The 18,410-nt window shown below is 59.1% G+C and carries 19 protein-coding genes; 7 read left to right on the plus strand and 12 right to left on the minus strand.

Annotated features, from left to right (window positions below):
* Positions 1-55 precede the first annotated feature (55 nt).
* From IB250_RS05955 to IB250_RS05975, 5 genes are all read right to left on the minus strand, one after another.
* On the minus strand, positions 56-1,312 hold the full coding sequence (locus tag IB250_RS05955; protein WP_192343373.1) for an FAD/NAD(P)-binding oxidoreductase: 1,257 nt from the start codon (positions 1,310-1,312) through the stop codon (positions 56-58).
* Positions 1,309-1,545 (minus strand): (2Fe-2S)-binding protein, encoded by a 237-nt coding sequence (locus tag IB250_RS05960; protein ID WP_063340377.1) that lies wholly within the window; start codon positions 1,543-1,545, stop codon positions 1,309-1,311. Before IB250_RS05960 ends, IB250_RS05955 begins: the two co-directional genes overlap by 4 nt.
* A complete protein-coding gene (locus IB250_RS05965) occupies positions 1,538-2,653 on the minus strand; it encodes an NAD(P)/FAD-dependent oxidoreductase (protein WP_192343374.1) in 1,116 nt (371 codons plus the stop codon). Before IB250_RS05965 ends, IB250_RS05960 begins: the two co-directional genes overlap by 8 nt.
* Entirely contained in the window at positions 2,650-3,582 is a 933-nt protein-coding gene (locus IB250_RS05970) for a 4-hydroxyproline epimerase (protein ID WP_192343375.1), read from the minus strand. The genes IB250_RS05965 and IB250_RS05970 overlap by 4 nt, the downstream gene beginning before the upstream one ends.
* A 114-nt stretch (positions 3,583-3,696) precedes the next feature.
* Positions 3,697-4,368: a GntR family transcriptional regulator gene (locus tag IB250_RS05975; protein ID WP_007900901.1), complete on the minus strand. Its 672-nt coding sequence runs from the start codon at positions 4,366-4,368 to the stop codon at positions 3,697-3,699.
* A 362-nt stretch (positions 4,369-4,730) separates the two neighbouring features.
* Here IB250_RS05975 and IB250_RS05980 point away from each other — a divergent pair, with 362 nt between their 5' ends.
* Positions 4,731-6,407 carry an MFS transporter gene (locus IB250_RS05980; RefSeq protein WP_192343376.1) on the plus strand — a complete coding sequence of 559 codons (1,677 nt, stop codon included), beginning with the start codon at positions 4,731-4,733 and terminating at the stop codon, positions 6,405-6,407.
* Between the two features lie 63 nt (positions 6,408-6,470).
* Here IB250_RS05980 and IB250_RS05985 read toward each other — a convergent pair whose 3' ends face one another.
* From IB250_RS05985 to IB250_RS05995, 3 genes are all read right to left on the minus strand, one after another.
* Positions 6,471-6,998 carry a cytochrome b/b6 domain-containing protein gene (locus tag IB250_RS05985; protein WP_192343377.1) on the minus strand — a complete coding sequence of 176 codons (528 nt, stop codon included), beginning with the start codon at positions 6,996-6,998 and terminating at the stop codon, positions 6,471-6,473.
* Between the two features lie 7 nt (positions 6,999-7,005).
* The gene (locus IB250_RS05990; RefSeq protein ID WP_192343378.1) at positions 7,006-7,269 is read right to left on the minus strand and encodes a PepSY domain-containing protein; all 264 of its coding nucleotides are present in this window, start codon (positions 7,267-7,269) and stop codon (positions 7,006-7,008) included.
* Positions 7,270-7,546: 277 nt separating this feature from the next.
* A complete protein-coding gene (locus tag IB250_RS05995; protein WP_192343379.1) occupies positions 7,547-9,670 on the minus strand; it encodes a TonB-dependent receptor in 2,124 nt (707 codons plus the stop codon).
* A 183-nt stretch (positions 9,671-9,853) separates the two neighbouring features.
* On the opposite strand from IB250_RS05995, the gene IB250_RS06000 reads away from it, so the two are divergent.
* The 5 genes from IB250_RS06000 (at position 9,854) to IB250_RS06020 (ending at position 14,545) form a co-directional block, all read left to right on the plus strand.
* Positions 9,854-10,216 (plus strand): metalloregulator ArsR/SmtB family transcription factor, encoded by a 363-nt coding sequence (locus IB250_RS06000; RefSeq protein ID WP_192343380.1) that lies wholly within the window; start codon positions 9,854-9,856, stop codon positions 10,214-10,216.
* A 47-nt stretch (positions 10,217-10,263) separates the two neighbouring features.
* A complete protein-coding gene (locus IB250_RS06005) occupies positions 10,264-11,268 on the plus strand; it encodes an ArsJ-associated glyceraldehyde-3-phosphate dehydrogenase (protein WP_192343381.1) in 1,005 nt (334 codons plus the stop codon).
* Positions 11,269-11,277: 9 nt separating this feature from the next.
* On the plus strand, positions 11,278-12,507 hold the full coding sequence (gene arsJ, locus IB250_RS06010; protein ID WP_192343382.1) for an organoarsenical effux MFS transporter ArsJ: 1,230 nt from the start codon (positions 11,278-11,280) through the stop codon (positions 12,505-12,507).
* A gap of 331 nt (positions 12,508-12,838) precedes the next feature.
* Positions 12,839-13,438, plus strand: coding sequence for a S1 family peptidase (locus tag IB250_RS06015; RefSeq protein ID WP_192343791.1), 600 nt, complete (start codon positions 12,839-12,841; stop codon positions 13,436-13,438).
* Between the two features lie 204 nt (positions 13,439-13,642).
* Positions 13,643-14,545 carry a universal stress protein gene (locus IB250_RS06020; RefSeq protein ID WP_192343383.1) on the plus strand — a complete coding sequence of 301 codons (903 nt, stop codon included), beginning with the start codon at positions 13,643-13,645 and terminating at the stop codon, positions 14,543-14,545.
* On the opposite strand, the gene IB250_RS06025 is transcribed toward IB250_RS06020, so the two are convergent.
* Entirely contained in the window at positions 14,539-14,955 is a 417-nt protein-coding gene (locus IB250_RS06025; RefSeq protein ID WP_192343384.1) for a hypothetical protein, read from the minus strand. The two genes, IB250_RS06020 and IB250_RS06025, sit on opposite strands and share 7 nt — an antisense overlap.
* 335 nt (positions 14,956-15,290) lie before the next feature.
* On the opposite strand from IB250_RS06025, the gene IB250_RS06030 reads away from it, so the two are divergent.
* Positions 15,291-16,127 carry an undecaprenyl-diphosphate phosphatase gene (locus IB250_RS06030; protein ID WP_192343385.1) on the plus strand — a complete coding sequence of 279 codons (837 nt, stop codon included), beginning with the start codon at positions 15,291-15,293 and terminating at the stop codon, positions 16,125-16,127.
* 179 nt (positions 16,128-16,306) lie between these two features.
* On the opposite strand, the gene rfaH is transcribed toward IB250_RS06030, so the two are convergent.
* The 3 genes from rfaH to galU all read right to left on the minus strand — a co-directional run bounded on the left by rfaH (position 16,307) and on the right by galU (position 18,151).
* The gene (rfaH, locus tag IB250_RS06035) at positions 16,307-16,813 is read right to left on the minus strand and encodes a transcription/translation regulatory transformer protein RfaH (protein WP_192343386.1); all 507 of its coding nucleotides are present in this window, start codon (positions 16,811-16,813) and stop codon (positions 16,307-16,309) included.
* Positions 16,810-17,241 carry a phosphomannomutase gene (locus tag IB250_RS06040; protein WP_192343387.1) on the minus strand — a complete coding sequence of 144 codons (432 nt, stop codon included), beginning with the start codon at positions 17,239-17,241 and terminating at the stop codon, positions 16,810-16,812. The genes rfaH and IB250_RS06040 overlap by 4 nt, the downstream gene beginning before the upstream one ends.
* A 76-nt stretch (positions 17,242-17,317) precedes the next feature.
* Positions 17,318-18,151: a UTP--glucose-1-phosphate uridylyltransferase GalU gene (gene galU, locus IB250_RS06045; protein WP_008074716.1), complete on the minus strand. Its 834-nt coding sequence runs from the start codon at positions 18,149-18,151 to the stop codon at positions 17,318-17,320.
* Positions 18,152-18,410: the final 259 nt, after the last annotated feature.

Below are 18,410 nucleotides of genomic sequence, written 5' to 3' on the forward strand. Positions count from 1 at the left end.
GGCGACCCCGGGATCATAGAGGCTCGGCAGCGTGGCCGAAACCCCCGAGGGGGAATCAGGCTGGCGGGGTGTCGTCCAGGCACATCAAGGTTTCGATTCGCGCCGGGCTGAAGGGTGGGCGGGGCGCCGAAGGTTGCCAGCCGAACAGGTGCTGCACCGCACCGCCGCACACCCGGCCCTGACAGGCGCCCATGCCGCAGCGACTGGCCAGCTTGGCTTCGCGCCAGTCAGTGTGCCCGGCCAATGCGGCGTAGGGCACGTCTTCGCAGCGGCAGACCAGGGTGTCGGGTTGGGCCAGGGACTTGAGTGGCGGGGCGAGGGCGAATGCCTGATTCAGTGCCTTGGCGAAACCCTGCCAGCGTGCCCGGCGTGGCCACAATTGGCGGGCCGCTTCAAGGTTACCGACCGCCGCGTGACCAGCAATTGCACCTTCGACCAACGCCAGTTCACTGCCACCAAACCCGGTGCATTCGCCTGCCGCATAATGATCGGCACGGCTGCTGGCCTGCCAGGCATCCACCGCCAACGCCTGACCCTCGATGGCATAACCCAGTGCCTGGCCCAATTGAATGTTCGGGATCAAGCCGAAACCACAGGCCAGCCGATCACATTCCAGTTCGACGATTTTGCCTTGCTGTTGCAGGCGCACGCCTTCCAGTCGATCAGTGCCTAGGGCGGCCAGCACGTGAGTCGCGGTGCGGTAATGGCGATCGAGCAAGCTGAACGATTGCAACCATTTGGCGGGCCAGCGGGGCAGTTGCGCGGCGAAACCGGCGACGGCGGTGCGTGAGGCTTGCTCGGCGATGCGTTGTACTTGGGCGCCCTGTTTTTTCGCGGTGGCGGCACTCGCCAGTAATAGCGGGCCGCTGCCGGCGATCACCACGCGCTCACCCTGCACCGGCACACCCGCCTTGATCAGCGCCTGCAAGCCACCGGCCCCGGTCACGCCAGGCAACGTCCAGCCGGGGAAGGGCAGCAGCAACTCGCGGGCGCCGGTGCACAGAATCAGTTTGTCGTAACTGATCAACCAGCCGTCGTCATCATCTTCGACCAACAGTTGTTTCGGACCGGGACTGGCGATCACCCGGGTGCCGGCGTGATGGCGGATGTTGCTGCAAGCCTGCAAACGCTCACGCAGGCGACGGGCCTGATCGGGCACGTTGGCTTGAGGCCCGTCACGCCAGATTTGTCCGCCCGGTAGCGGGTTGTCGTCGAGCATGACAATGCGTGCGCCGCTGGGTGCGGCGGCAAGGGCGGCGGCCATGCCAGCGGGGCCGGCACCGATGATCAGCAGATCGGCGTATTCGTTCATGAACGTGTCTCCACCTGCATGCCGTCTCGGCACAAAGTCTGGCAGGCCAGGCGTCGCCGGCCGTCGATGGTCACCCGGCATTCCTGGCAGATGCCCATGCCGCACAGCGGTGCGCGGCGCTGACCACTGACCGACGTGCGCGTGCAGCCGTCGCTGCCCAACGCCAAGGCTGCGGCGACGCTGGTGCCCTCGGCCACCTTCAAGGCGCGGCCGTCCAGCAGCAATTCAGGCATAGACAGGTTCTCCGAGGAAACGCTGGGGCAGATAGGGTTGTGCGGCCAGTGGCGGGGTTTCGTCCAACAGTTGCGCCACCAGCAAGTCGGCGGTGCCGGGGGCCGTGGTGACCCCCAACCCTTCATGACCGACCGCCAGCCACAAGCCCTGGCGCTGTGGATGCTGGCCCACCAGCGGCAGGCCATCGGGGCTGGCGGCGCGAAAGCCGGTCCAGGCGCGGATGCCGTTGAGCCGGGCCAGCCCAGGCATGTACTCGGCGGCGCGCTTGAGCATTTTCGCCAGCATCCAGCCTTCGACTTGCGGGTCGGTGGTGCCGAATTGCCGCGAGGCACCGATGAACAATTGCCCGGTGGGGCGCGGCTGAATATTGCAGGCCGTCGACGGCCCGGTGGCGTTGTGGGCGCTGGTGACGTAACCCAGTTCGACCAAGGTGTGGGTGACGGTGCGGGGGTAGCGGTCGGTAATCAGCAGGTGACCTTTTTTCGGCTCGATGGGCAACTCCGGGCACAGTTCGTTGGCCTGAATACCGTTGGCCAACACCACCGCTTCGGCACTCAACCAGTGACCGTCATCGAGGCATACGCGATTGCCATCGACTGCGCTGACCCGCGCCCGGCGCTGACGGATGTTCGGCGTGTCGAGCATCCAGCTGGCCGTCGCCGGCGCATAAAGAATGCCGTCGCCATTGATCAGCAAACCGCCTTCCAGACCTTCGCGCAGTTCCGGTTCACGCTGGCGCAAGGCACTGGCGCTGATCAATTCGCACGCCACGCCCTGGGCTTTCAGGTTCAGGTATTTGCCATGGGCGACCGCCATTTCCTCGGCGTTGGCCGCCAGCCACAGCGTGCCGTTGTTGCGGTAGGCGCAGCCGTCGGGCAGGTCCGGCGCCAGTTCGTGCCAGCGTCGCAAGGAATATTGACTCAGGGCCAGTTCGGCCGGGTTGTCGTCGAGCACCAGCAGGTGGCCCATGCCCGCCGCCGTCGCACCGTGCAGGCCGGCGTCCAGCACCAGCACCTGCAAGCCACGACGGGCCAGCGCCTGGGCACAGGCGGCGCCGATGATGCCGGCGCCGATCACGATCACATCGGCCACAAGGCCCTCGTTCATGGACGAATGCCCCAAGCGAACGGGTCATCCTGTTCGATGATCAAACTGGCTTCGGCGCTGATAAAGGCCCGGCCGCGAATGGTCGGCACAACGCGCTCGCCCTGCCATTCGTAAGAGCCTTCGAACTCGCTGCCGATGACACTGGCCTGGCGCCAGATCTGCCCCGGTTGCAACTTGTCGTCCGCGGCCAGGCACGCCAGTTTGGCACTGGTGCCGGTGCCGCACGGTGAGCGGTCATAGGCCTTGCCGGGGCAGAGGACAAAGTTGCGGCTGTCGGCGTGATCGTCATCGCTGAACAGCTCGACATGGTCGATCAGCCCGCCGTCTTCGCCGCGAATACCCTGGGCCTCCAGCGCCTGTTGCACGGCGTAGGTGTAAGCGGTCAGCGCGTCGAGGTTATTGCCGGCCACCCGCAGGCCATGCTCGGCGATCAGGAAAAACCAGTTGCCGCCCCAGGCGATATCGCCGACCACCTGACCGATTCCCGGCACCTGCACCACCAGCGCCTTGCGGTAACGGTAGGCCGGCACATTGCGCACGCTCACCGAATGGTCTTCGTGCAGGGTCGCCTGCACCGTACCCACCGGCGTCTCGATGCGATGGACGCCGGGGCTGATTTTGCCCAGATGCGCCAACGACGCCACCAGGCCAATCGTGCCGTGGCCGCACATGCCCAGGTAACCGGTGTTGTTGAAGAAAATCACCCCGGCACACGCACTCGGGTCCACAGGTGTGCAGAGCAGGGCACCCACCAATACGTCGCTGCCACGGGGTTCCAGCACACAAGCGGCGCGCCATTGATCGTGATGTTCGGCGAGCAGCTTGCGGCGTTCGGCCATGCTGCCGGTGCCCAGGTCAGGGAAGCCTGCGGTCACCAGACGGGTCGGTTCGCCGCCGGTGTGGGAGTCGATCACAGTGATGCGTTTCATGGGAGGGCCACGTCCGTTCAGATGAGTGAACGAAAGAGTGGCCTGTGCAACGGGGTGTCGGCTTGATGGATTTATCCTGTGCCGATGACGAAATCAGCACAGCATCCTGAAGGCTCAGTGCGCGTGAGGCAGGTGCTCGAACAGGGTCTTGCAGACCCCGGCAATGTGCTCGTCCAACAGCTTTACCGCCAGATCCACATCCCCGGCACGACAGGCTTTGATGATCTCACGATGCTCGTGATCAGCCCGTTCCTTGCCGGCCGACAGGCTCATCTGCATGCGCAGGTAGCGTTCCAGCTTGTCGTTGACCGAACGAATCAGGCTGACCAGAAACGGCCGTTGCGCCGGCTCATAAAGGCAGGCGTGCAGTTCCCAATTGAGCTCGGCCCAGCGGCCCACATCGTCCTCGCCGATGAACTCCTGACAGATACGCTCGGCACGGGCGAAGGTTTCTTCGGTCATGTTGGGAATGGCCAGGCGCAGTATCTTGTCCTCCAGCAACATCCGCACTTCGAACATCTGCGCCAGTTCGGCATCGGAAACCCGCGTGACCATTGCCCCGCGATTACGCTGGAACATCACCAGCCCCTCGGCCTCCAGACGCTTGAGGGCCTCGCGCACCGGGATCTTGCTGACGTTGAACTGGCGGGCAATGTCATCCTGGCGAATCGGCTCATCTTCGGCAAAATGCCCGGCGACGATCGCGTCCCGCAAATGACGGGTGATGATTTCCGAGGTCGAAGGTGTATTGCCAAGGTCGGGAGCGTTGAGTTTGGGTAGGTTCACGGCAGCGGTCGTTTGGAGTGAGATGGCGATAGGGTATACGAAATTCTTTCGCTGCGAAGTTCCAGGCGATGGCCGCCCCGAAGAATAGGCATCCGCGAGCGCTACCCAGACGCTTCGCGTGGAATTTCACGGGCCTGAATAGTCATTCGGCAGCGCGTCGGCCCGGGTCTGGGCGGGATGGCCGAGTGGATATCTGCGCGAAGCCGATTATGCTTCAAGAAACCTTGCAGCGATGCGAGGCCGTCAGCCTGTTTGCATGCTTTGCGCAATCCGTAATCCGATGACATAGCCCTAGGGCCTGGGTGCGGTAAAAAGAGAGTGAGGTACTCCGGCCTACAACAAGAGCAAGACGGAGAAGACTCATGGCCGCAATCGACAACACATCCACGGGCAGCGCGCCCCACCACGGGATCACCAGGGAGGAACGAAAGGTTATTTTCGCCTCGTCCCTGGGCACCGTGTTCGAGTGGTACGACTTCTACCTGTACGGCTCCCTCGCCGCGATCATCGCCAAACATTTCTTCGCCGGCGTCAATGAGACAACGTCCTTCATCTTCGCGCTGCTCGCGTTCGCCGCCGGCTTCGCTGTAAGGCCCTTCGGCGCCATCGTCTTCGGCCGACTGGGCGACATGATCGGGCGCAAGCACACGTTCCTCATCACCATTGTCATCATGGGTATCTCCACTGCCGTAGTGGGCTTCCTGCCCGGCTATGCGACCATCGGCGTGGCGGCACCGATCATCCTGATCACCCTGCGCCTGTTGCAAGGCCTGGCCTTGGGCGGTGAGTACGGCGGCGCGGCGACCTACGTGGCCGAACATGCGCCGAAGGGCAAGCGCGGTTACTTCACCTCGTGGATCCAGACCACCGCGACCCTCGGCCTGTTTCTTTCGCTGCTGGTGATCCTCGCCTGCCGAACCATTCTCGGCACCGAAGCCTTCGAGGCCTGGGGCTGGCGGATTCCCTTCCTGCTGTCGATCCTGCTGCTGATCGTCTCGGTGTACATCCGCTTGCAACTCAGCGAGTCGCCGGTGTTCTTGAAGATGAAGGAAGAAGGCAAGTCGTCCAAGGCGCCGCTGACCGAATCCTTCGCCCGCTGGGAAAACCTCAAGATAGTAATCATGGCGTTGCTCGGCGGTACCGCTGGCCAGGCGGTGGTCTGGTACACCGGACAGTTCTATGCGCTGTTTTTCCTGCTGCAGACGCTGAAGATCGACCCGCAAACCGCCAACTATCTGATCGCCGGCTCGTTGCTGATCGGCACGCCGTTCTTCATCGTATTCGGCAGTCTGTCCGACCGCATAGGCCGCAAGGGAATCATCATGGCGGGCTGCATCCTGGCGGCGCTGACCTATTTCCCGATCTTCCATGCGTTGACCCAATACGGTAACCCCGACGTGTTCGCCGCGCAGGAGAAGAACCCGGTCACGGTGATCGCCGATCAGAGTAAGTGCTCGTTCCAGTTTGACCCGGTGGGCAAGGCCAAATTCACCAGCTCCTGCGACCTTGCCAAGACCGTACTGGCGAAGAGGGCCATACCCTACAAGAACGAGAAGGCTGAGCCAGGTGCAATCGCGCAGGTCCGCATCGGCGACAAGGTGATCCCGAGCTTCGAGGGCACCGGCATGCCGGCCGCGGACTTCAAGGCCCGCAACGATGCCTTCGTCGCTACCCTCGGCACCGCCCTCAAGGACGCCGGTTACCCCGAGAAGGCCGACCCGGCCAAGACCAACTATCCGATGGTGCTGCTGCTCCTGACCATCCTGGTGATCTACGTCACCATGGTCTACGGCCCGATCGCCGCCTGGCTGGTGGAACTCTTCCCGGCGCGCATTCGCTACACCTCGATGTCGCTGCCGTATCACATCGGCAATGGCTGGTTCGGCGGTTTTCTGCCCACTGTGGCGTTCGCCATGGTCGCGGCCACGGGGGATATCTACTACGGGCTGTGGTACCCCATCGTCATCGCCGTGATGACGGCCATTCTTGGCACGTTCTTCCTGCCGGAAACCAAGGATCGGGAAATTCATCACACATAAGATTGGCACCCGCCCTCTCCCGCAAGGGGGAGGGCAGTGTGCAGTATCAGGAAGCTTTGAGCGCTAGCGCTTACGACGATGGCCCGTGATCATCGACAGAGGCAGGTTTTCACGCAAGCGCAGGCTTTCCACCAACGCTGCGACGATATGCACACAAACCAATGCGAGCAGTGCATTGGCCATAAACTCGTGGACATCACGTAGCCAGTCTTCGCCCCAGAAATAGTCCACTTCTTCCATCAAGAAACCGCTGATACCCAGACCGGTCATCAACAGCAGCATGAGGACCATCACCAGTGCACCGATGGGCGAGTGCCCCATGCGGTGATAGCCCTTGCCGGAAAACAGCACCCGGCCATGCTGAACGACCCGCGTCGGCGTCGGCCAGAAGTCTGACCAACGCGCCGATGGCGGGCCGATGAACCCCCACACCACGCGCACCAGCACGACAGCTACGGCGTAATAGCCGAGCCAGCGATGCCAGCCGTCTCCTTCCTCATTGAGGAAGTAGTCGCTGATGAAGACAACCGCCAGGGACCAATGACAAAAGCGTACAAGGGGGTCCCAGAGGCGCAGGGTTTCAGCTTTCACGGGTAACCTATTCGATCTCTTCTTTCACGACTTTGCCGGTGACCGGGTCAAAGTAGATTTCGACTTTGCGCTTGTCTTTGTCCCAGCCGTAGATCTCGTAGCAATTGCCGCTCGTGACTTTGAACTTCTTGATGTTGTAGCCCTTGGCCTTGAGCTCTTCCTGAAACTTGGCCTGGTCCTGCCATTGGGCCTTGTCGGCTGTGGTGCATTGAGTCCCGGCGAAAGCCAGGGGGGAGGCGGCAAGAAGGGAGAGCAACAGAAGTTTACGCATGGGTTTTCCTCGACATATTGTTGTTGTCTGACAACGCGAGAGATTCTCATCACTCTCTGCGCGCTGAAGATTAGTTGAGCTTTGAATCGTTGTCACTGGTTGCGCTGGACTGCCAGGCGTTCGACTAGCGAAACCTGTGGGAGCGGGCTTGCTCGCGAAAGCGGTGTGTCAGGCGACATCAATATTGACTGTGCTGCCGTCTTCGCGAGCAAGCCCGCTCCCACAGGAATTTGCGCTTAACTGACCGGCATTGCGGTGTTGGATTTCAGGTTTCCACTCAGAACCGGTAGTTGGTGCTCAGCTCCAGAGTCCGTGGTGCTCCGGGGGTGATCAGGTCTACCGAGCCATGGGCCGAGGCGTAATAGTCCTTGTCGAAGACGTTACGCAAGCGCAGCGCCATGTCCCATTTCGGCAAGTTGTAGAGCAACGCCGCGTCGACGGTGGTGTAAGCGGGCATGACCACCCGGTTATCCAGGGCGGTGTAACGGTCATCGACATAGTTCGCCCCCATGCCTACGCGCCAGGTGTTGGTCAGCGAGCGCACCAGCCAGAGGTTGGCACTGTGACGCGGGGTCAACGTTGGTGTCTGGCCTTCGTTGGCGACGCCATTGGTTCGGTTGTTGGACTTGGTGATCTCGGCGTCCAGATAGGCATAGCCGGCATAGACCTGCCACTTGTCACTCAACTGCCCGCTGGCGGTCAGTTCAAGACCGTCGGTGCGCTGCTCGCCAGACAGGACCAGCTTGGTCGGGTTCGCCGGATCGGTCGTTTTCATGTTGGTGCGTTCCAGCCGGAACAGCGCCGCCGTCAACGCCAGGCGATTGTCGAGCAGGTCCCACTTGCCACCGATCTCGAAGTTGGTGGTTTGCTCCGGTTCAAGGTCCTGGTTGGTAGTGCTCAGGGCGAAGACTTCGGAGGAGGGTTGATAAGAGCGACTCACCGAAATGTAGTAGGACTGAACCTGATCAGGCTGATAGACCAGGCCTGCGCGCGGGCTCCAGGTGTTGTCGGTTCGGGACATCGAGGCGCCCGTCAAGTCATCCGAATACTCCTGATCGAACACGTCATAGCGCACACCCAGCAAAGCTTTCCATTGTGGAGTCAGTTCAATCAGATCCTGGACGTAGAAACCGGCCGTGTCCTGAGTAGTGGTGCCCTTGGCGGTTTGTCGGTTGGCCTGGAACGGCACGTCGACCAAGCCATCGCGGTACACCGGGACCCGCGCCACGTTGCTCTGGCTAAAGACGGATTGGTCCTTGACCTGACGCCCCAGTTCCACGCCATAGAGCAGGTTGTGGTTCATCCCGGCCAGCGTGGCCTGTTGCTTCAGTTCGGTCTGGTTGAACCAGCCGTCCTCCTTGCGCTGCACGTTGCCGCGATTGAGTTTGACCAGCAATTCGCCGTTGGGCGCGGTGACGAAACGTGTCGGGCTGGAGTCGGCGAGTGTGTTGTTGCGATCCAGATCGTAGTGGTAGTAGCGGCTGGTGTTGCTCAGGGTGAAGTCGTCGTTGATGCGGTAGTCGACGCCGGCCGTGAACGAAAACACTTCGCTGCGGGTGTAATCGTCATCCGGGTCGGCGGAACCGAAGCGCTTGTCCCGATCGACATCGACCGGGCGATCGCCCCGCGCGGGAATGCCGAAGTCGATCAAGCGTTTGTCGTAGAGGTACGTCGCTCCCAGGTTCAACTCAAGATCGTCGGAGAGTTTGAAGTAGGCCGAAGGCGCAATGGCCTTGCGATCGATATAGCCGTCATCGCGGAAGGTGTCGCTGTTTTCCAGCGCACCGGTCACCCGGAATGCCTTGTCGTTTTGCTGCTGATCGGCCCAGCCAGCGTCAAACTGTGTGCGCTTCTTACCTTCGCTGTCGAAGCTGACACCCACTTCCTGTTTGGGGGTGAAGTTGGGTTTCTTGCTGATGCTGTTGATCAGGCCACCGGATGAACCGCGACCATAGAGCACCGCTGCCGGCCCCTTGATCACTTCCACGCGCTCGACGTTGGACAGATCGCGGAAGTACAGCGCGTCGTCACGAACGCCGTCGACGTACATGTCGCCGATGGCACTGAAGCCGCGAATGGTGACCTGGTCGCGTTGGCCATCGCCATTGGAAAGACCGATGCCAGGGACGTTCTTCAACACGTCTTCCATCGACTGCGCGCCCTGATCCTTGATCACGCTCTGAGGGATCACGTTCACCGTTTGCGGGATATCCCGCAGCGGGGCGTCGATCTTCAGCGCACTGCGGCTGTCGGTCGGTTTGTAGCTCTGCTCGCTGTAATCACTGGTCACAGCGGTTGCAGGCAGGGCCAATGCCGATTGGGTTTGTGCTTGCAAATCAGGTACTGCAAAAAGCCCCAGCAGTGAGAGAGAGGCGGGGTAAATACGCGGTAAAGCCACCATGAGCTCCTTTTTTAGTTATGGCGCTAATGATAACGATTACCTTTTGTAAGTAAATAAATATCATTCACATGCGGAGTCGACACATTTGCCGTTGACCCGTACATGCGGGAAAACATATATTCGATAAAACGTATATGCCTGAATTCACCTTTGATGCGTGAACACCCAACGCTGAGAAACCAAATGGCTGACCACCTGACGCCGACCACTGTTTTCAAATGCCTGGCTGACGACAACCGGGTCCGCATGATGCTGCTTATCGCCCGTGAGGGAGAGCTATGCGTCTGCGAGCTGACCTGTGCGTTGAATGAGAGCCAGCCCAAAGTCTCCAGGCACCTGGCGCAATTGCGCACCTGCGGTTTGCTCTCGGATCGTCGCCAGGGCCAATGGGTTTATTACCGGCTGCACCCGGATCTTCCAGGCTGGGTGCATCAGGTGCTGACCGTGGTGCTCGAAGCCAACAAGCACTGGTTGAGCCCGGATGCCAAACGCCTTGAAGACATGGGTGACCGTCCCGAACGGGCAGGGGCTTGCTGCCCGGCTTGATGATTCCAGAAGCGCACCCCCTGACAACAGAAACAGAGCACACCAATATGACTATCAAAGTGGGCATCAATGGTTTTGGCCGCATCGGTCGCCTCGCTCTGCGAGCAGCCTGGCGCTGGCCAGAGTTTGAATTCGTGCAGATCAACGATCCGGCAGGTGACGCGGCGACCCATGCGCACCTGCTGAACTTCGACTCGGTGCATGGCCGTTGGAATGACCAGGCCGACTCCGAGGGCGACAACATCGTCATCGACGGCAAACGCATCAAGGTAACGGCCAACAAGGCGATTGCCGACACCGATTGGTCGGGCTGCGATCTGGTGATTGAAGCCAGCGGCAAGATGAAGACCGTCGCGGTGCTTCAGGCTTACCTCGACCAAGGCGTCAAGCGTGTGGTGGTCAGCGCCCCGGTGAAGGAGCAGGGCGCGCTGAACATCGTCATGGGCGTCAACCATCAGCTGTTCAACCCGGCGGAACATCGCATTGTCACCGCCGCGTCGTGTACCACCAACTGCCTGGCGCCGGTGGTGAAGGTGATCCACGAGAAACTGGGCATTCGCCACGGCTCGATCACCACCATCCACGACCTGACCAACACGCAAAGCATCCTCGACCAACCCCACAAGGATCTGCGCCGTGCCCGGGCGTCGGGCATGAGTTTGATCCCGACCAGCACCGGCTCGGCCACCGCGATTGCCGAGATCTTTCCCGAACTGCGTGGGCGTCTGAATGGCCACGCCGTGCGCGTGCCGTTGGCCAACGCTTCGCTGACCGACTGTGTCTTTGAAGTCGAGCGCGTCACCACCGTCCAAGAAGTGAATCAGTTCCTCAAGGACGCGTCCGAGAACGAACTGAAAGACATTCTCGGTTTCGAGGAGCGTCCGCTGGTGTCCATCGACTACCGCACCGACCCGCGCTCATCGATCATCGATGCGCTGTCGACCATGGTCATCAACGGCACCCAGGTCAAACTCTATGCCTGGTATGACAATGAATGGGGTTACGCGAATCGCACCGTCGAACTGGCCAGAATGGTCGGCCTGGCCGTTTAAGGCGCGGTGATGAAAGCGTTGTCAGCCCTCACGCCTCAAGTGCGGCAGTACCTGCTCGTGACGGGCAATTACTGGGCCTTCACCCTCACCGACGGTGCCTTGCGCATGTTGGTGGTGCTGCACTTTCACGCGTTGGGCTACAGCCCGCTGCAAATCGCGGCGTTGTTTCTGTTCTACGAACTCTTTGGTGTGATCACCAATCTGCTGGGCGGTTATCTCGGCGCTCGATTGGGCCTGAACCGGACCATGAACATTGGGCTGGGGATGCAGGTTGTGGCGCTGTTGATGCTCACGGTGCCAGTGGCCTGGCTGACGATTCCTTGGGTGATGGGCGCGCAGGCGTTGTCGGGCATCGCCAAAGACCTGAACAAGATGAGCGCCAAAAGCTCGATCAAGCTTCTGGTGCCCGATGGACAGCAAGGCACGCTTTACCAATGGATAGCCATCCTCACCGGCTCGAAGAATGCACTCAAGGGTGTCGGTTTCTTTCTTGGCGGGGCATTGCTCGCCCTGATCGGGTTCAAAGGGGCATTGCTGGCCATGGCGGGTGTTCTGGCGCTGATCTGGATCAGCAGTTTGGTCCTGTTGAAAAAGGATCTGGGCAAGGCCAAAGCCAAGCCCAGGTTTCGCGACATCCTGTCCAAGAGCCGGGCGATCAACATTCTGTCAGCGGCGCGGATGTTTCTGTTCGGTGCCCGCGATGTCTGGTTTGTCGTGGCCTTGCCGGTGTACTTGAGCAGCGTCTTTGGCTGGGACTTCTGGAAAGTCGGTGGATTCCTCGCGGCCTGGGTGATCGGCTACGGCATCGTGCAATCGTTCGCGCCGCGAATTACCGGCAAGAAACGGGGGCATGTTCCTGATGGTCGCGCTGCCTTTCTGTGGGCATTTGCTCTGGCAGGCCTGCCCGCGGCAATCGCTCTGGGACTGAACACCGGGTTGTCGCAACAGGGGGTGCTGTTAGGCGGATTGATGGTCTTTGGTGCGCTGTTCGCGGTGAATTCCTCGCTGCACAGCTACCTGATCGTGTCCTATGCCAAGGAAGACGGCGTGTCACTGGACGTGGGTTTTTACTACATGTCCAACGCCATGGGACGGCTGATCGGCACCGTGCTCTCTGGCTGGGTTTATCAGGCTTTCGGGCTGGGGGCGTGTTTATGGATATCCAGCGCATTTGTTATTTTCGCGGCATTGATCTCTGTGGCGTTACCCCGGCATGCCAAGGCGATTCAACTGCCCTGAAAGCCGCTGTTTCATGGGCTTTACACCAAGTAAGAAAGTTTAATTTCTAGTGTGCTTATTATGTGGGTGCCATTTTTCAGGCGTCAAATAGTTGAAGTTTCTTATATGGATCGAAAAGTAATTAGTCTTAGCGCAATTTATTCATACGCATTTATTAAAACTTAAGCCATAAATAAACGCACCAGACCAGGCTGCGAGGAAAACTACAAGAACCGGACAACCAAAAGTTTCGCCACAATAAAAATCCAATCCTCCTTATAAGTCGGTGATCATCATGATTAAATTCATGACCTACTTTTTAATAGGAGCTGTTCTTGCAGGATGCAACGGTATGGTAAAGCCCGACTTGTCGGGGCCTGCCAATGATTCATACTTTTCAGTCTTCTCGGGCTTTCCTTTGCCTTATCTGTACATGGCCTCGGCCGTGCAATGGAATGAAGACTATGCCGTCACCACTCGCCACACCCCCCTCATCCGCAACGTGAAATACAGCTGCAGCACTGGTTGCGACCTTGTTTTCATCCAGCACAAGGCCGACGGCCGCTACCCGTCATGGCGCGCACCGCGTGTGGGTGAACACATCACTGCCGTGGGGGCGAGCCCCTACATGACCACCGTCAGCGGGCAAGGCAAGGTGTATTCGGCGCCTTTCATCAATAGCAATGAAGGCAGCGGCGAACGCTATGCCATTCATGATGCCCCGATAATAAAGGGGATGTCGGGTGGTCCCGTCATCGCCAATGACGGTAGCATTGTCGGTATCAATGTCGGTTTTTTCTCCACCTCTTTTAATGATGTGAGTTTTCACCCTGGGTTAAAGGGGGCTGAGAGAGTCAGCGTCTTTATCCCTTACTCGATCATTCAGCGTGAATGGGAGTTGATGCAGGTGAAACTTAACGATCCGCACGGCGCGAAGTACGCGAAGAAGTAACGTTGAATTGTCGTCAATCAATTGACCGTCGGGATGGGGTTCATCGTAGTGGGTATGATGAACCCCATCATGGCTGGTTAGTTGAATCCAGGCGTATATTGATTGTGTCGATCCGGGTCATTGAGGCGATAGCAGATCGCTGGCGGTGCGACAGACGAGAGGCTGGGGGGCTAGCAGATATCCCAGAACGTTTGGAGGTGTGACATGAGCCAATATCAACGACTCTTTCTAATAGCCGGCCCCACCATGCGTCACACGCCGGCACTGCAGCGGGCCGTCGCCCTTGCCGAGGCCACGGGCGCAGCGCTGCATATCACGGTGTTAATCGAAGATTTCAACATCCTGGGTTTGATCCACGCCAGTGCGCGGTTTCGTGAGGCTTGCCAGCAAGAGAACGAAAAATGGCTCAACGATGAAGCCGATCTGATCCGTGGACGCGGAATCAACCTGAGTACCGAGGTGCTGTTCACTCGCGACGCGCTGCAAGAGATCCTTCAGCACGTGACAACAACGCAGGCGGATCTGGTGATCAAGGACGTGCAGCATGAGTCGGCGCTCAAACGCGTTTTCATCACGCCTCTGGATTGGCATCTGCTGCGTGAATGTCCGGTTCCCGTCCATCTGGTCAGCGAAGTCAGTTGTCCACTTCCACGCGTGATCGTGGCGGCCGTCGATCCGTCGCATCCAGAGACTCAGATCACCGGAATCAACGACCTGATCATCCAGGCTGCGAACGAATTGGCAACGCAATGCCATGCAGAAATGCATCTGCTGTATGCCTACGATCTATCGCAGACACATATATCCGATGCGGGCGCGGGGGCAGTGACGATGCCCGGCTTCAGCAGCGACGTGCGCAAGTCTTTGCATAAGTCATTCATCGCATTGGCCGATCATTACGGCGTGTCCACCGAACGGCAACACTTCGTTGCAGGGCCGCCAGGCAAAGCATTGGCCGATTTTGCAGCGCATCACCGGGCCGACGTGATCGTCATGGGCAATGCCCATCGCAAGGGGCTGGAAAAATGGGTGGGCAGTACCACGGAGCATGTTCTGTATCGGGTGCCCTGCAACATTCTCGCCGTCGCCGGGCAAGCGGATCAATGAATGGATCCGTTGTTAAGTGAGCTGGAAACGGGGCCTCGGCGGCCGCCTCGGGATTTTTTCAGGGCGCGTGCCGAGATATCCCGGAAGGTGTCACTGTCGGTCGCCGCGAGCAGCTTTGCACCGTCCTTCATTGTGGCCATAAAGGTCACCTCGGTGTTTTTTCCGGCGAGCAGATAGCCGGCGATGGCGCCGACGGGACCGAGCAACATGGCACCCGCGAGCCCCAGGCCTATGGCGGACTTTATATTCTTATTCGAATCAGTGTTCTGAACGGTTAGATCTTTAAACTCCGAGACTGGGAAGCTGGTTCCAAGCCGGGGTTTGAGGGACGTTTTGAGGGTGATGGTTCCAAGGTGATATTCCCCGTCGCACTGCGGGAAGTCACCAGCGAGTACTATGATCTTTGCCATATGGAATGTTCTCTTGGAGCGATCATTTTTGGGTAGAACATTGCGCGCGCCCAAAGCCGAAACGTCAACGATCCGACGATGAGTGGCATCCATGAATTCGCGATATACAAGTGCCGATTCTGCAAAAGAATTTCATACTCAGACGTTCTCGGGGCGAAGGGTATTTCAGGAGCCCCGACCCGGCGCTGCGACATGGACGTTTTATAACGTTTAGCTCAAGCAGGCAGAGAGTGCGCTTTAATCCTCCGCTGGTTCGACAGGTTTAATCGCGACCAGAATCAAATGTTCGGCATCATCAACAGACCTTTCAGCCGAGAGGGTTTAACGGGGGATTAATGGACTTCTGGACCACCACGCAGGTATCGATTCTAGGGTTGGTTGAAGGGCTCACAGAGTTTTTGCCCATCTCCAGTACGGGACACCAGATTATTGCCGCGGACTTGCTCGACTTCGGCGGTGAGCGAGCCATGGCGTTCAATATCATCATCCAGTTGGGGGCTATTCTGGCGGTCGTCTGGGAGTTTCGTCGCAAGATTCTGGATATCACGACCGGTTTGCCAACCCAGCGTAATGCGCAACGTTTCACTTTGAATTTGTTGATCGGTTTCTTGCCGGCGGTTGTTCTGGGTGTGATGTTCGCCGACAAAATCCATGAGTATCTTTTCAACCCGATCACCGTGGCCGTGGCGCTGGTGATAGGTGGAATTATCATGTTGTGGGCGGAGCAACGTGAGCATGTGGTGGTTATCGATCACGTTGATGAGATGCGCTGGACCGATGCCTTGAAAGTCGGTTGCGCACAGTGCCTGGCAATGATTCCCGGCACTTCGCGCTCCGGTTCGACGATTATCGGCGGGCTGCTGTTTGGCCTGTCACGCAAGACGGCTACCGAGTTTTCGTTCTTTCTGGCAATGCCGACGATGGTGGGCGCCGCGGTGTACTCGGGCTATAAGTACCGTGACCTGTTCCAGTCCGCAGACTTGCCGGTGTTTGCCCTGGGATTTGTCGCCGCGTTCCTCTTTGCGATGATTGCCGTGCGCGGTTTGCTCAAGTTCATCGCCAACCATAGTTATGCGGTGTTTGCCTGGTACCGGATTGCGTTCGGTTTGCTGATTCTTGCGACATGGTTTTTGGGTTGGATTGACTGGAATCATCTCTCGGAAGGGGCATAGGTTTTGTAGGGAACGGGCTCGCCCGCGAAGAGGGCGGCCCAGCCAGCATTGATGTCACCTGACAGACCGCTTTCGCAGGCAACCCCTGTAGGAGCGGGCTTGCCCGCGAAGACGGCAGCCCAGCCAACATTGATGTCGCCTGACACAATGCTTTCGCGGGCAAGCCCGCTCCTACAGATTTAAAGCTTGTTAACCCCCGCCAACGGCAGGCTGATGCGCTGTTCACGCTGCAGGAAATTCATCATCAACAGCACCCGTTCCTCGCCGTCCATGGCCAGGAACACCGCCTCAAGATCGGAGAACGGACCTTCAGTGATGCGCACCGTATCTCCGTGCCTCAACAACGTTGTCACGATCGCCTGACTGTCTCGCTCCTGGAGCTCGTCGATCAGCGCATCGCGGATCGGCAGTGGCTGACCGCCGAACCCGACGACTCGCGAAACGCCGCGGGTCGAGCGCAGCGGGCCCCAACTGTCCTGAAGGCTCAGTTGAATAAACAGATAGCCCGGAAACAGCGACTCGCTGATCACTCGACGCTGCCCGCGCAAAACGCGCTCACGCCGGTAGGTCGAACGAAAACAGGCGTAGCCCTGGCGCTGTAAATGCTCTTCGGCGCGTTCATCCTGTTTGGGCTTGCACTGAAGCAGGTACCAGGCTTTGTCGGTGTGTTCTGCAATCGCGTTCATTCGAATTCCCTCCCTGCATCGATTTGCCCCAGCAGTTCGGCGGTTTTGTGCTGCATGAGCACGCTGTCGCCGCGACTTTCCACGGTCAGGCAAGTCACGCAGCCGTCGTCCAAAAGACGCAAGCTGAGACGCCAGTCGGTAAAGACCAGGTTCAGCCCATCGCTCTCGTCGATGTCGAGGGCATCGGCGGCGTAACGCTGCCTGATGCTCGCCATTAACGCCGGACCATCCTTGACGTGGCGGCGGATTTCCCCGGAGGAGGGGAAGGCACCGATGCGTTCCACCAGCAGCACTGGCTGTTTCTGCACCCGGGGAAAGATCAGCTCCGACGCGTAGGCGCGCACGATGAGGTACGCGAGGTTGTTCTTAAGGTCAGCGCCATACGGGCGGCGACTGTCATCTGCCTTGAAACCGCTCAATGTCTTCATAGAGGCTTCGTCCATAGGGAAATAAAGACCATAAAATCAATTCGATAACGCACACGTTTGTCAGGGTACAGCGCCGTCACCAGGTGTTCTGATGCAGGTGCTCGAAACAGAAGTTGGTGGCTTCGATGTAACCTTCAGCGCCGCCGCAATCGAAGCGTTGGCCCTTGAACTTGTAGGCCAGCACGCAGCCATTTTGGGCCTGCTTCATCAAGGCGTCGGTGATCTGGATTTCACCGCCCTTGCCAGGCTCGGTGTCAGCGATCAGATCGAAGATATCGGGGGTCAGAATGTACCGGCCGATAATGGCCAGGTTGGATGGGGCGTCTTCCGGGCGGGGCTTTTCGACCATGCTGTTGACCCGGTAAATACCCTCGCGAATCAGCTCGCCGGCAATCACGCCGTACTTCTGAGTCTGCTCACGGGGCACTTCCTGAATGGCCACGATCGAGCAGCGGAACTGCTGATAGAGCTTGATCATTTGCGCCAGTACGCCATCGCCCTCAAGGTTCAGGCACAGGTCGTCGGCCAACACCACGGCGAATGGCTCATCACCGATCAACGAACGACCGCTGAGAATGGCGTGACCCAGGCCCTTCATCTCCACTTGGCGGGTATAGGAAAAAGTACAGGTATCGATCAGCTCACGAGTGCCTTCCAGGTACCGCTCTTTATCGGTGCCACGAATCTGGTGTTCCAGCTCGAAGCTGACATCGAAATGATCTTCCAGCGCTCGCTTGCCCCGGCCAGTGACGATGGCCATATGTTGCAGGCCGGCGTCACGCGCTTCCTCGACGGCGTACTGGATCAGCGGCTTATTGACGATCGGCAGCATCTCCTTCGGCATGGCCTTGGTGGCGGGCAAAAAGCGGGTCCCATAGCCGGCAGCGGGGAATAGGCATTTACGAATCATGGAAGCGTCCTTGAAAGTAGACAGATGGAATAGCTAATGGCAGTAGGAAAGGTTCGACGGGTTGTCGGAACCGGTAACGCTGGAGAGTGCGGGCTCTAAATGGCTCGTTCACTCGAGAAAAATGTTGGCAACGCTGCATGAGCAGCGAAAGGCCAGTACGCCATGTTTCTCGCAAGGCGCAGGCAGAGAGAAAGATCGCGCGGTCGCTTGGTCGGCGAGCATGCCTGGTTATTCCATCGCATGCTTCTGACGCAACCCG

It is taken from the genome of Pseudomonas sp. PDM09, from assembly GCF_014852305.1.
Classification (GTDB): domain Bacteria; phylum Pseudomonadota; class Gammaproteobacteria; order Pseudomonadales; family Pseudomonadaceae; genus Aquipseudomonas.

Excerpts from the sequence above, each read along its gene's own strand:
- arsJ (WP_192343382.1), top strand. The coding sequence starts at position 11,278 with ATGAAAGCGTTGTCAGCCCTCACGCCTCAAGTGCGGCAGTACCTGCTC.
- IB250_RS05960 (WP_063340377.1), bottom strand. The coding sequence starts at position 1,545 with ATGCCTGAATTGCTGCTGGACGGCCGCGCCTTGAAGGTGGCCGAGGGC.
- IB250_RS06040 (WP_192343387.1), bottom strand. The coding sequence starts at position 17,241 with ATGAAGACATTGAGCGGTTTCAAGGCAGATGACAGTCGCCGCCCGTAT.
- IB250_RS05965 (WP_192343374.1), bottom strand. The coding sequence starts at position 2,653 with ATGAACGAGGGCCTTGTGGCCGATGTGATCGTGATCGGCGCCGGCATC.
- IB250_RS05990 (WP_192343378.1), bottom strand. The coding sequence starts at position 7,269 with ATGCGTAAACTTCTGTTGCTCTCCCTTCTTGCCGCCTCCCCCCTGGCT.
- IB250_RS05970 (WP_192343375.1), bottom strand. The coding sequence starts at position 3,582 with ATGAAACGCATCACTGTGATCGACTCCCACACCGGCGGCGAACCGACC.
- rfaH (WP_192343386.1), bottom strand. The coding sequence starts at position 16,813 with ATGAACGCGATTGCAGAACACACCGACAAAGCCTGGTACCTGCTTCAG.
- IB250_RS06000 (WP_192343380.1), top strand. The coding sequence starts at position 9,854 with ATGGCTGACCACCTGACGCCGACCACTGTTTTCAAATGCCTGGCTGAC.
- IB250_RS06005 (WP_192343381.1), top strand. The coding sequence starts at position 10,264 with ATGACTATCAAAGTGGGCATCAATGGTTTTGGCCGCATCGGTCGCCTC.
- galU (WP_008074716.1), bottom strand. The coding sequence starts at position 18,151 with ATGATTCGTAAATGCCTATTCCCCGCTGCCGGCTATGGGACCCGCTTT.
- IB250_RS05995 (WP_192343379.1), bottom strand. The coding sequence starts at position 9,670 with ATGGTGGCTTTACCGCGTATTTACCCCGCCTCTCTCTCACTGCTGGGG.
- IB250_RS06025 (WP_192343384.1), bottom strand. The coding sequence starts at position 14,955 with ATGGCAAAGATCATAGTACTCGCTGGTGACTTCCCGCAGTGCGACGGG.
- IB250_RS06020 (WP_192343383.1), top strand. The coding sequence starts at position 13,643 with ATGAGCCAATATCAACGACTCTTTCTAATAGCCGGCCCCACCATGCGT.
- IB250_RS06015 (WP_192343791.1), top strand. The coding sequence starts at position 12,839 with ATGGTAAAGCCCGACTTGTCGGGGCCTGCCAATGATTCATACTTTTCA.
- IB250_RS06030 (WP_192343385.1), top strand. The coding sequence starts at position 15,291 with ATGGACTTCTGGACCACCACGCAGGTATCGATTCTAGGGTTGGTTGAA.
- IB250_RS05980 (WP_192343376.1), top strand. The coding sequence starts at position 4,731 with ATGGCCGCAATCGACAACACATCCACGGGCAGCGCGCCCCACCACGGG.
- IB250_RS05955 (WP_192343373.1), bottom strand. The coding sequence starts at position 1,312 with ATGAACGAATACGCCGATCTGCTGATCATCGGTGCCGGCCCCGCTGGC.